Raw genomic sequence first — 12,715 nt, forward strand, 5'->3', positions numbered from 1 at the left:
GTATGGTGGTTGCCGGGCTCCAACCCGCGTCCGGCGCTGAACTTTCGCTGGACGATTGCGTCTCCTGGGCGCTTGGCCGCAACAGCGGGCTCAAATCGGGCGAGATGTCCGTCGCTGCGGCGGCCCAGGGGGCTGCGGCAAGCCGGGCCGCGTTCTATCCTTCGTTGCGCCTCAAGGGGGAGTACGGTTTGATCGCTCCGCACGACCGGCTCATCATCAACGGAAACTCCTTCGCGCCGGGGGTACCTCCCCATGACGTGAACATCCCGATCGGCGACAACAACCGTTACGATGCGAGTCTGATCGTGCAGCAGCCCCTTTTCACGGGGGGGAACCTCACTCGATCCCTGGAGCGGGCCCGGTCGGAGGAGAGGGGGGCGCAGTATGCACTGGATCGGCAACGGAAGCTGATCACCCTCGAGGTGAAGCGCCTTTTCAATGAGGTGCTGAATGACCAGCTCCAGGAACGGGTCGTGCGTACGCTGCTGGAGGCGAAACGGGAGCGGCTCAGGGTCCTGAGAGAGCGCCAGACCGAAGGGTATGCCGAGCGGGAGGAGGTGCTCACCCAGGAGGCGGATCTTCTCTCCGCCGAAGCCGAGCTCACTCGTTGTGCCAACCGTACCGCCCTCGCCGTGAGCCGGTTGCGGCTTTTGATCCATTTCCCGAGCACGAGCGAATTCATCCTCAAGGGGAGGTCGCACCGGTTCAACCTGAATCTTTCCCTCGCCGATGCGGTAAGGGAGTCCGCCGCCAACCGGGAGGACCTCAAGGGGGCGCGGGAGAAGGTGATCCAGTCCGAGGCCGAGGTCGGGGTCACCCGCAGCTCGCTCTACCCGCAAAGCTCGCTGGTGGGAAGCTACACGGTGCAGAAGGAGACCAACATTCAGCGGCCTCAGTACTGGATGGTGATGGCTCAGCTCGACTGGCAGCTCTTCGACTGGGGGAAGACCCGCAAGACCGTGGAGCGGGCCGAAGCGATCCGCCGGGAGCAGAGCTATCAGCGGGAAGAACTGGAAAAGCAGGTGGCCCTGGAGACGGAGAGCTCCTGGCGCAACGTGCAGAACCGCCAAATGACCATCGACGCGGCGCGGAAGTGGGTAGCGGTGGCGGAGTCCCGCCTGGAGCAGCGGGTGAGCCGGTACCAGGAAGGGACGGCGAAATTCGCCGACCTTTTGGACGGTGAGGCGGAACTGATCCGTTCTTACGGGGACTACGTCGCGGCGCTCAATGACCTGGGAACCGACCTGGCCCAGCTCGAGGCCTCAGCGTCGATGACGGTCGATCCCTGGCTTGTCGAGGAGGAGGTCTACCAACTCGACCTCGATGCCCTGAGCCGGCGGCTGACGCGTCTGTCCCGGACCGTTGCTCCGGAGAAAAAGCCGGAACCGCCCGCACTGATCCCGGAAAAGAAAAAGCCGGAGGCACCCGCACTTGCCCCGGAAAAGAAAAAGCCGGAACCAACCTCGGGCCGGCCGCGTCCGGTGGATGGGGCGGCACGGTCGCCGCTCCCTTTAATGGATCCGGTGGCCGGTTCTCCCTTTCGCCCCCCGGTGACGGCTGCCCCGGAAAAGGGAGGCCGACCGCGCGTAGCTTCGCTTTTGGCCTTTTCCGCTCCCGCGGTTCCTATGCCAGGGGCGCCGCCACGGGGAACTGCGGTTGCCGCTCCCGTTGTCTCGGAGGGGGGTAGCGAGGAACTGCTGGAACGGCTGGTGGAGTCATCGGAGAAGTGATTAACCGGAAACGGGAGGAGCCTTGAACGCCGAAACCTATCTTAGAGATGCGTTTTCCCGCAACATCGGTCTCGTGAGCGAGGCCGAACAGGAAAAACTGCTCAAGGCCCGCGTCGCCGTGGCCGGGGCCGGCGGGGTAGGGGGACTGCATCTCCTTACCTTGGCGCGGCTGGGCCTTGGCAACTTCTCCATCGCCGACCTGGACACCTTCGACACGGTGAACATCAATCGCCAGTTCGGGGCGATGAGCTCGACGCTCGGCAAGCCCAAGGCGGAGGTCCTCGCCCAGATGGTGCAGGACATCAATCCCTACGCCGACGTCCGCGTTTTCGAGCACGGGGTAACCCTCGACAACCTGGACGCGTTCCTGGAGGGGGTGGATGTCTACGTCGACGGCATCGATTTCTTCGAGATCGAGATCCGCCGCGCCATTTTCCAGCGGTGCCGGGAGAAGGGGATCTATGCCATCACCTCGGCACCGCTCGGGTTCGGTGCGACGTTGCAGGTATTCTCCCCGACCGGGATGACCTTCGACGACTACTTCGGCATCGATGACGAGATGGATTTCGTGGAAAAGATAGCCTCTTTCGCCTCCGGGCTCGGGCCGCAGCCGTACCACATCCGCTACCTCGACCTTTCCAAGGTCAATTTCGCCAACCGTACCGGCCCGGCGGTTGCCCCGGCCTGCACCATGGCGGCTTCGCTCATCGCCACGGAAGTGGCTAAGATCGTTACCGGGAAGGGGACGGTCCTTGCTGCGCCGCATTACCTCCAGATCGACCTCCTGTTGGGAAAATTCAAGCGGGGTTTTCTCTTTATGGGGGGGAAAAACCCGCTGCAGAAACTCAAAAAGTGGCTGATCCTTCGGAAGGTGCGTCCCAACCCGGCAAGATGACGCGCCATAACCAACCAATTTTCCCGATACTCCCGCGAGCGGCCCGCTCCGGGCCGGAAAAGGAGCGCCCATGACCGAATCGGCAAGCATCAAGCAGCTCCTGGAAAGCGCTATCCTCGCCCCATCGGGCGACAACTGCCAGCCTTGGCACTTCGCCGTGACCGGCGCCCGAATCCGCCTCTACAACCTCCCCGAGAAGGACACCTCCGTCTACAACCATCGACAGAGTGCCTCCCTCGTCGCTCATGGCGCAGCTCTCGAAAATCTCACCATAGCGGCCTCCACCCAGGGGCTCCGGCCCAAGTTCTCCCTCTTTCCCGAACCGGCCGAGCCCAACCTCGTTGCCGATATCAACCTTGAGCCCATGTCGGGGTTGCCGGATCCCCTCTATGCGTTTTTGGAGGGCCGGGCCACCAATCGGAAACGCTACGACCGCTCCTACCAACTCAGCGGTGAAGAGCGCCGGCAGCTGTTGTCCTGCGCCTGTGAAGGAGTGGACGGCGTGGTGAGGATCTTCGAGGACCCTCGGGAGAAACAGACCCTGGCCCGCGCGATTTCCATCAACGACCGGATGGTCTTTGAAAACCGGGGGCTGCACGACTTTCTCTATGATCACATCCGGTGGGACAACGAGGAGGCGCTGCGGACCAGGGACGGGCTCGATTTCCAGACCCTCGAGTTATCCGCCATGGACGCCGTAGCCTTTCGCGCCTTCCGAAACTGGGCGCTGCTCCGACTGGCTACCCCCTTCGGGGTTACCCGCATCATCGGCAAGACCGCCGAGACCCTCGCGCTATCGTCGTCGGCGCTTGGTGCCGTCGTCATCGTCGGCAACGATCCCGCGGCATACGTAAACGCCGGGCGGCTATTCCAGCGGGTCTGGCTGGAGGCGACGCGCCTGGGGCTGAGTTTCCAGCCCACCGCCGGCATTGCGTTTCTGATCGGCCAGGTTGCGTCCGGTGCCGGCGGTGCCTTTTCGCCGGAGCAGGCTGCCCTGCTTAAAAGGTGCGGCGAAGAGGTGGGGGCTCTGGTTGGGGATCCTGCATCGAGCGCCTTCCTCCTGTTCCGGATCGGCCGTAGTGCGCCGCCGAGCGCCAGATCCCTCCGCATCCCGGTTGAGGTTGTGACGGGGTGAAACTTCGCCTCCGACGATCGGGGCGCTAAGGAGCGTCGTTTGGATACTGACTGCCGTGCTGCGGCGGACTCCCTGGTCAGTTCCGCTGCCGTGGCGGAGACGGGTGCGGGGGAAGCTGCCTCGAACTCAGCCGGTGGCAGTATCCTTGATGAATCAAATAAAAGCCGGCTACCGTAAACGGTACAGCCGGCTTTTTTATATCGGGCAAAAGGTGGATTAGGTGACTGCGTTGTGTACCGGAGGCGACCATTCACTGCGGTTGCCGTTGATGTCGTCCCTGACCCGAAGGACCATCTTTCATTGATGGTTCGTGGCTAAAAAAACGACATCGTTGGGAAGGATAAAAAAAGGGCGCCCTCGGAAGGGCGCCCCTTTATGCCTAGCTTTTGCGACTGATTATACAGAAGCTTTGCGCTTTTTGAAGATGGCGAGACCCATGAAGCCGGCACCAAGCAGGAGCATGGTGGAGGGCTCGGGAACGACCGCCATGTTGACCTGGCCGGAGCTGGCGACTTCCAGATTGACGCCGCCGGCGGTCGGGGTCACGCCGGTGATCAGGTTGTTGGTGTTCACCAAGCCCAAGGTCAGCCCAGAGAGGGAGGCGAAGTCGAGGTTGGTGGAGGTGTGGAACAGGCCAGCTACCACACTGTCGAACCGAGCAGTAAGGTTGGTGGTCCCGGTTTCACCGGCACCGCCCAGGTTCCCGTTGTCGTGACCGCCGGAAGGTGCAACGACGGAGAAAGTTGCCAGGACGTTGTCGTCGGCGGTGCCGGCAGTGCCGTCGTTGTCGAGGATCAGTTCGATGCTCCCGACGCCCGGGGTGAACGAATAGGTGAACCCGGTCGCGTCGAAGCCGGTCACTTTCCCTTGCAGCCCACTAGCCTGGAAGTAGAGGAACTGGTTGGAGGGGCCGAGGTTGATGTTGAACTGGTTGCTAATGGAGTTCCCTGGCTCGTGGATCCCTTTTACCACGCCGAGAACGGCGGTTTCCGTGAAGGATGCCCCGAGGGCCAGCGGCAGGGTCTGGAAGACCTGGCCGTTGCCGTCAATGGTGAGGCGATCGATGTTCGTGTAGGTCCCACCGCCATAAGCACTCAGGTCCATTTGCCAGGAATCCAAAATCACGTTTGCCATTGCAGAAGATGCTCCACAGAGGAGCAGACCTGCCAGTAATGCTACGATCCGTTTCTTCATTTTTCTCTCCTTTTCGATTGGAATTACAATTAACCGCCGTATTACGTGGTGCAAAAGGGTATCTGGACACGTTGACTTCTTTTGCGCTGTCAATCGGTATTGCTGTAGGGATGCTGATGCAGAACTCTTGACTGTCATAAAGCAAGGAGGGTGCCATCGCGTAACTTGCGGTTTCTTCTGTTCTTGAACAAGGATAGGGCAATCTGTAGTGCAATTTATGTAAGGAGAATCGACAATCGAAGTTGGGAAATTTTACAGACACCGGTGCTGGCTACGTCGCGGTCCGCGGTGGAGGTATCAAGACGTGAGATGGCGCCGGGGATCAGGGCGCAACCGACCAGAATCGTTTGCTTCCGCCGTTTGCGGTGGAATTCGGCGCTTTCGGTGCGAACCCTCCGAGAAGGGGGAGACGGGGGAAGCTTTTGGGTATGGCATTACGGGAGATTGCGTTTGCCGCGGTGAAGTGTCGGTGAGCCGACACCCCCGGGGAGGCGCGAGAGATAGCTCTTCCTTCCCGGCTTCGCGAGAGATACCCGAGGCTGTCGTTGATTGAAGACGTTTACCGGCTGCGCTTCAAGGTTTACTGCAACCGGGGGAGGGGGGGAGCCGCGTGAGGACCCACCCGAGTGGCCCGCTGGCTGCGCCTGGAAACAAATTAACCGTGGCGTGCGATTGGACGGGGATCGGGCTTGGCTAAGGAGCGGGGGGGGGCGTAGGGCGTTCCGGCGGTGGGGAAGGAGCCGGATATTTCTCTTTGGTCTCCTTCTTGCTGTGTGGTATCAAGGCCGTCTGTCCGGAAGGGCTACTAGATAGCGCTTGACTTCTTGATGAGCCCTGTCTAAAAATGGCGATGCCGACGGGAAACCGGTCCGCTGCCGCGGGGGCTACTTCATTACCTGTTTGGGGGGATACCAATGAGTGAATATTTCGATTTTAAGAAAGTCGAACTTGACGACCCCCTGATCGAGGAGGTTTACCGGCTCCGCTACAAGGTGTACTGCGACGAGTGGGGGTTCGAACGTCCGGAGGATCACCCCGAAGGGGTTGAAAAAGACGAGTACGACGACTATTCGCTGCACTATGTCGCGATCGCGAAGAGAGACGCCCAGGTGATCGGTACCATCCGACTAATTCTCGCCTCTCCGTATGGCTTTCCGATTGAGCAGCACTGCACCATCGACGTGGATCGTTCCCACATCGATCCCGGCTGCCTCGCCGAAGTCTCCCGCTTGGCCATCAGCAAGGACTACCGGCGCAGGGCATCGGACAATCTTCTGTACGAGGGTCACGAACTCCCCGATCAGGAGAGCCGGCGCCTTGCCATCGAAAGGCGCAAGGCCGACAACGAGATCGTTCTCGGTCTCTACATGTGCGTTTTCCGCGAATGCATGCAGCGCCCCGGGATCCACATCTACATGGCCATGGCCCGTGGGCTCCACCTGCTCCTCAAAAGAGTCGGTTTTTTCTTCGATCCTGCCGGCCCGGAAATCGACTATCACGGCCTGCGGGCTCCCTACCTCACCAGCTTCCAGTCCATCAGGGACCGTTTGGCCGAGGTCAATCCGGAATATGCCCGCCTCTGCGCGGGGGTGACCTCCGCCCATTAGGGCGCTGCCAAACTCAAGAGGCAACTTTCCTCCTCCTTCGCCCGGCTTTGGCAAAGCCGGGTCTTCTCCGAAAGCAGACCGCGGCAGGTGCCGTTTTCCTTCCTGCTTCGCTTGCCGGTTTGCTTCCCCTCTACTTCCTACTCCCTGCGGATGGGCGCTTTTGCGACCATGGTCGCTCGCCGGCCCACCTTTGCCTAGCAATCCATGCGCACGGCACAACCTTTTGCGGGGCATGCCTTCCGGCCGCCGCAGGGGCGGCGATCACCAGAAACTCCATTTCCCGGTCCAAAGGACATATCCTGCCAGGCTCAGGTTGGTGACGGCGTGGGCGAGAACGCATTGGGCGATGCTCCGGGTCCGGTAAAGGATCAGGCTGTAGATCGCTCCCGCCGCCATGCCCGCGATAATGAGATGATGTTCCAGACCGAAGAGTATCGTTGTCGCAATGAACGATCCCCAGCTGAAACTGCCGATGGGGACGGTTTCAAACTGGGCATTCAGCAGGTACCGCAGCAGGAAGGAACGCCAGAAAAGCTCCTCCATCAAGGGAACGACCAGAACCGCTCCCCCGACCCGGAAAAGCGTCATGATCACCCGGACCGGACCCTCTGGAAGCAGGGTCGGGTCGAAACCGCGCGGTGCCGCGTTCAGGGGGGTGGTCCAATCCATTGCCACCCAAAGGACGCACGTTGCCACTCCGATCAGGCAGATCGTGGCGGAGGTGCCGGCGCCGGCGAGGTCCTTCAGGTTGAACTCGGAATAATTCGCCCGGAACCGGAACAGAACCAGGGCGACCGCCAAAACCTTCAGCGGGTACAGATAAAAGAGGTCGGTCGGCACCAGATGAATGAGTCCCCGGTTCGCGAGCAGGGTCGCACCTTCGTCGACGGCAATGAACGCCATGAAAAGGGCAAATGGCGCAACCCGTGAGATAACCGCGTGATCGTGAGGTAGGTGTCGCAATTGGGCTCCTTGGCCGGCGGGATAGTGTCTATTGCTGTCGGAAAGGTTTACATGCGGCTTTTGGGTGTCGGAAATATTTACAGGAGTTCCCTGTGGCTCAACATGTTTGAGGGGCGCAGGAGCGTGTACCCCGATGGAAGAAGGGCGGGATGGGGGCTCGGCAAGCGCACCCGTCTCGCGCCGGGGGAACCGAATCCCGTGCGCCGGGATCGCGGAAAACTTCCCTTAAGCCCCTCCGCGGAATCGCGGAGCTGTCACGATTTCCGGATTAATGCCCTCGGTACAACGCGCCAGTGTGAAAAAAATTATTTATAGAAACTAATCAACGATCCCGTACCGGCCTTGAAAAGGCCTTTTTACGTTCACCCCGACGTCATTTCCACCAGTTCCCCCTGGTGATTTGGCGACATGCTCAACAAATCCTGCCAATCCTTTTTTTCATCTCTTGCTACCGCAAGGGGGGCTCCGTTCATCTGCAATGGTGGTGCCATCCGCCCAACAACGTCCCTTCCTGTTACTCCATCTTCACTGTCTCAGTGTAAAGAAAACCGACAATGATTCCTACGCGGGAACTGGACTTAGGGGCGAAGGATAGGTGCTGGCAACTATCTAAACCCTTTGCTGGTACTGTTTTCGCTTTCTCTCACCCTGGCGACAAGAGTAAAAAAGTTCGACACCCGATGCTGGTAAGGTTCTTGCTCTCATCAAAGACGACCGTTGTATTCTGTTCCGCCAATTCCCCGCTTTTCGCCAATCCTCACCCGGTGACGCTGTGACTTGGGGGACCCCCGGACCGTTCACCCGTCTCAGGATGTTTTTTGCGGTAAGTACTCAAGTCTTCAAGGAATAAGCCGATAGTAAACATTATTGCGGCACTTTCCCTAATTAAGTATGTCTTGTTCATCGGTTATGAAATCCTGCCCCTGAAGGGGCTCGCCGACGACCGGCTCCATTGCGATCCGCTTACCGATTTCTGGTGTTATTTGTTACCTTCCTCCGGGCATTTAACGTATCGCCGGGGGCAGAAAGGTGGAGCCGATTGTCGAAGAAGTTGCTTGATCATTAGCCGTTAGTCTGTTATTTTTCGAGGCTCTTAACCTTTTAAGATTTGAATAATTTGAAGAAGTTTATGTCCCATAGCGCTCCGGAGGGGACCATGAGAGTATGGTCGTTGCTTGTTTTGTTTGTGGTGCTTGTCAGTTTCGGATGTGGCAGCAAGAGCAAGGAGTCCCTTTATGCCGAGGGGGTCAAACAGCTGAAGGGGCACAACGCCTCAGCCGCGGTGGTCTTTTTCAAAAGTGCTCTGGAAAAGGATGGTAATTACATCGACGCCCGTTTCCAGCTCGGCAAGGCATTTGTCGACCTTGGCAAGCTGGACCAGGCCGAGAAGGAGTTCTCGAAGGTACTCAAGCAGGATCCTTCCCGCGATGAGGCCACCCTCGAGCTTGCCAAGGTGCTGAATCTGCTTGGCAAGGGGGACGAGGCGGGGCGTCTGGCGGACCAGTACCTGGCCAAGCACCCGGGGAGTTCGGAGGGCCTGGAGGCGAAAGGGATGGCCCTGGCCGATTCGAAGCAGTACGAAAAGGCTGAAGAGCTTTTGCGCCAGGCGGTCGCGGCTGCCCCGCAGCGCCACCAGGCGAAGTTCGCCCTGGCCTCCTTTTACATCTCTCTCGGCCGGAGCGCCGATGCCCGCGCCCTGCTCGATCAGGTCATGCAGGCCGATCCCCGGAACGTGCAGGCGCTGATGGCAATCGGCATCGTCGAAAGATTGGCGGGTGCCCCGGATCGTGCCATCGCTGCCTACCGGAAGATACTCCAGATCGACAAAGACAACTCCCAGGCCGAGTACCGGCTTGGTCTCGTCCTCTTGGAAAAAGGTGAGATCGACAAAGTCGACGGCATGGCCGACGGCCTCATGCGCCGCTTTCCCAAACGGGGGGAGGGATACCGGCTCAAAGGTATCGTCAGTTTCCAGAGGAAGAAGTACGCAGATGCCATCGCCTCGCTGCAGAACTCCATCAAGTTCGCTCCGACGGTGGAAGCCTACAACTACTTGGGCCTCTGTTATTTCAACAAAGGTGATCTGGAGAGCGCACTCAGCCAGTTTCGGCTCATTCTGGACCGGATACCCTCCTCGCGGCAGGCCCGCCTGATGATCGGGCAGATCCTGCTGTCCCAGAAACGGGTGGACGACGCCATTACCGAGATCAAGAGGGTGCTCGCCCAGGATGAGCACAACGCCATGGCGCATAACCTCCTGGGAAGTGCCTACATGCAACAGGGGCTCTTCGACGAGGGGATGCGCGAATTCACCCAGGCAACCAAGCTCGATCCGAAACTGGTCCCGGCCCATCTCAAGAAAGGGGCCTACTTCTTCAGCCGCGGTCAGCAACTTGCCGGGGAGAGCGAACTGGAGACCGCGGTGCACGCCGCTCCGGATGTCTTGAGCACCAGACTCCTGCTCGCCTCCTACTATCTGCGCCAAGGGAAGCGGGACCGGACCCTGGCCCTCTTGCAGTCGGGTCTCAATGGCAGCCGAGGCGATGCGCCGCTCTACAACGCCATTGCCCAAGTGCAGTTTCTCGGCGGCCAAAACGAGGATGGGGTGAAAAGCCTGGAACAGGCGAAGCGGGTCGACCCGAGCTTCGCCGGGAGCTACCGCAATCTGGCCACCTACTACGCCGCCCGGGGGGATTACGGCCGCGCCGCCAACGAGTTCGGGGTCCTGCTGCAGAAAGACCCGCGTAACGTCTCCGCCCTGCTGAGCCTCGGGGGGCTGAGCGAGATTCGCGGCAAGGATGAAGAGGCCGTGGGGTACTACCAGAAGGCGGTAGATATCGGTTCACCCGAAGCCTTCCTGGTCCTCGCCTCCTACTATCAGAAGAAGGGAAGTACCGAAAAGGCGCTCAAGGTGCTCGATAACGCTGCCAAGGCGGCGCCCCGATCCTTGGCGCCGCTTGAGGCCAAAGCGAAACTTCTTCTGGGCGCGAAAAAGTTCAAAGAGGCACTGAAGACGCTCGACGAGGTGGAACTCATCAACCAGGAGCAGGGGGTCGCTCTCAAGATCTCGGCGTATGTCGCGATGCGCAACTCCGGTGAGGCGGTAAACCAAGCGCGTCGCATGATCAGCAAATCTCCCACCTCCGCCAAGGGACACGTGGTCCTTGCTACGGTGTACGACGGTTTCCGCCAGGCGGATGCGGCGCTCTCCGAGGCGAAAGTCGCGGTGGCGACCGACCCTAAGAACGTGGAGGCGCGGTTGCTCTTGGGCCACTTTCAGGAGCAGCGCAAAGATTACGCAGGTGCCTTGGCCTCCTACCAGGACGCGCTCAAGCTGCAGCCGGACTCAGCTCCCGCTTTGTTCGCCCGCGCGTCGCTTTGGGACAATACCGGCAAGAAACGGGAGGCGGTCAACGGATACCGGGCTGTTCTGGAACGGGTTCCTACCTTCGTGCCGGCACTCAACAACCTGGCCTACCTCTACGCCGACGGTTACGGCAACCGAACCGAGGCGCTCAGACTTGCCTTGGATGCCTTCCGGTCCGCCCAGGGGGACCCGCGGATCATGGATACCCTGGGGTATGCCCTTTTGAAGAACGGACGCCGCGACGAGGCGGTCAAGATTTTGGAGAAGGCGGCTACCGTCCTCCCGAACGAGCCCAGTGTGCAGTATCACCTTGGGCTTGCCTACCGCGAGGCAGGCAACCGGCCCAAGGCGGTGCAGGCCCTGCAGAAATCGGCTTCGGCAGGTGGCAGCGACGGCCAAGCGGCCCGTGCCCTCCTGACGTCGATGAAATGATGCCGCCACCATGAATTTAGGGCTTTTCATAACCGTTTTCGTTGATGCCGTGCTGTCGCTGGCTGCCCTTTTGTGTGCCGGGGTGCTTCGCTTCCGCTGGTCCGGGATGGGTGACAGTTGGCTTACGGACCTGTCGCTCAAGTCGACCGCCATCTTCGTGGGCATCCTGATTTTCTCGTCCTACCTCATGGATATCTATGCGCTCGACCGGCGCTCCCGGAAATCGGAGATATTGACCTGCTGTTTGCAAGGTGGGGCCGCCGCCTTCTTCTTTCTTTCGGTGGTGTACTACGTCCATCCGACGGTGATGTTGGGTCGCGGTGTTTTTTTCCTTGCCTTGGGATTCTTCCTGGTGTTCCAGTTCTGCTGGCACGCCCTGGCCGGCAACGGCGGACCGGCTGCCCCGTTCTCCCGCCGGGTGCTGATCATGGGGACCGGCCCCTTGGCTCAACAGCTCGGTTCCTTGATCAGCGGGACTGATGGCGTCTTTACTCTGGCGGGGTACCTCGATTGCGAAGGGAGCGATGCCGTGCTCCCGGCTGAGCTTCTGGTCCCGCGGGAGCCCGACCTGTTGGCGACCGCGCGCAAGGTGCGCGCCGGGGTGCTGGTACCTGCCCTCGCTGAGCGCCGTGGGGTACTTCCCCTGCAGGAGATGATGCGCTGCAAGCTGAACGGGATCGAGGTCATTGACGCGCCGACCTTTTACGAGATGGTGCAGGGCAAACTCCTCCTGGAGGAAATGACCCCGAGCTGGATCATCTTCTCCGCCGGGTTCCGTCGCAATGCCCTCATCGACATTTATAAAAGGAGCGTCGATATTGTGCTCTCCCTGGTGGGGCTCCTGCTGAGTCTCCCCATCTTCCCCGTGGTTGCCCTGGCGATCAAGCTGGAGTCACCGGGGCCGGTCTTTTTCCGCCAGGTCCGGGTGGGGAGCGGAGAGAGGCCATTCATGCTCTACAAGTTCCGCTCCATGCGCAACGATGCCGAAAAAAACGGTGCGGTGTGGGCCGTCAAGAATGACGCCCGGGTGACTCGGGTCGGGAGGTTCCTCAGGAACTCCCGGATCGATGAGATCCCCCAGTTGTTCAACGTGCTCAGGGGGGACATGAGCTTCATCGGCCCCCGGCCGGAACGCCCTGAATTTGTCGAAAGCCTGAAAAAGGACATCTACTACTACTCGAAGCGGCACACCATCAAGCCCGGCCTGACCGGGTGGGCGCAGGTACGGTATCCCTACGGCGCCACCGTTGAGGATGCCATTGAGAAGCTCCGCTACGATCTTTACTACATCAAGAACCTGTCCTTCTTTCTGGATACCCAGATCATTTTCGAGACGGTCAAGGTGGTCCTGTTCGGACGCGGCGGGCGCTGAACCTTTGACCTCCTTACCAC

At 60.2% G+C, this 12,715-nt stretch carries 8 protein-coding genes; 6 read left to right on the forward strand and 2 right to left on the reverse strand.

Features of this window, described 5'->3' with window-relative positions; translation table 11 throughout:
- The first annotated feature begins 2 nt into the window (after positions 1 to 2).
- From JFN93_RS02955 to JFN93_RS02965, 3 genes are all read left to right on the forward strand, one after another.
- Positions 3 to 1,730, forward strand: a complete 1,728-nt coding sequence (locus tag JFN93_RS02955) for a TolC family protein (protein ID WP_199382498.1) — start codon at positions 3 to 5, stop codon at positions 1,728 to 1,730.
- A gap of 22 nt (positions 1,731 to 1,752) precedes the next feature.
- Positions 1,753 to 2,625, forward strand: a complete 873-nt coding sequence (locus JFN93_RS02960; RefSeq protein ID WP_199382499.1) for a ThiF family adenylyltransferase — start codon at positions 1,753 to 1,755, stop codon at positions 2,623 to 2,625.
- 70 nt (positions 2,626 to 2,695) lie between these two features.
- Positions 2,696 to 3,760, forward strand: coding sequence for a nitroreductase (locus JFN93_RS02965; RefSeq protein ID WP_199382500.1), 1,065 nt, complete (start codon positions 2,696 to 2,698; stop codon positions 3,758 to 3,760).
- A 396-nt stretch (positions 3,761 to 4,156) separates the two neighbouring features.
- Here the strand turns inward: JFN93_RS02965 and JFN93_RS02970 are convergent, their stop codons facing one another.
- Entirely contained in the window at positions 4,157 to 4,954 is a 798-nt protein-coding gene (locus JFN93_RS02970; RefSeq protein ID WP_199382501.1) for a PEP-CTERM sorting domain-containing protein, read from the reverse strand.
- A 914-nt stretch (positions 4,955 to 5,868) separates the two neighbouring features.
- On the opposite strand from JFN93_RS02970, the gene JFN93_RS02975 reads away from it, so the two are divergent.
- A complete protein-coding gene (locus JFN93_RS02975) occupies positions 5,869 to 6,561 on the forward strand; it encodes a PEP-CTERM/exosortase system-associated acyltransferase (protein ID WP_199382502.1) in 693 nt (230 codons plus the stop codon).
- Between the two features lie 261 nt (positions 6,562 to 6,822).
- Here JFN93_RS02975 and JFN93_RS02980 read toward each other — a convergent pair whose 3' ends face one another.
- Positions 6,823 to 7,524 carry a CAAX prenyl protease-related protein gene (locus tag JFN93_RS02980; RefSeq protein ID WP_236021504.1) on the reverse strand — a complete coding sequence of 234 codons (702 nt, stop codon included), beginning with the start codon at positions 7,522 to 7,524 and terminating at the stop codon, positions 6,823 to 6,825.
- Between the two features lie 1,156 nt (positions 7,525 to 8,680).
- Between JFN93_RS02980 and prsT the strand changes: the two genes are divergently transcribed.
- Both prsT and JFN93_RS02990 read left to right on the forward strand, forming a co-directional pair.
- Positions 8,681 to 11,323 (forward strand): XrtA/PEP-CTERM system TPR-repeat protein PrsT, encoded by a 2,643-nt coding sequence (prsT, locus tag JFN93_RS02985; protein ID WP_199382503.1) that lies wholly within the window; start codon positions 8,681 to 8,683, stop codon positions 11,321 to 11,323.
- 10 nt (positions 11,324 to 11,333) lie between these two features.
- Complete coding sequence (locus JFN93_RS02990; protein ID WP_199382504.1) at positions 11,334 to 12,695, forward strand: TIGR03013 family XrtA/PEP-CTERM system glycosyltransferase; 1,362 nt, start codon at positions 11,334 to 11,336, stop codon at positions 12,693 to 12,695.
- Positions 12,696 to 12,715 lie beyond the last annotated feature (20 nt).

The sequence above is a fragment of the Geomesophilobacter sediminis genome, assembly GCF_016458275.1.
Classification (GTDB): domain Bacteria; phylum Desulfobacterota; class Desulfuromonadia; order Geobacterales; family Geobacteraceae; genus Geomesophilobacter; species Geomesophilobacter sediminis.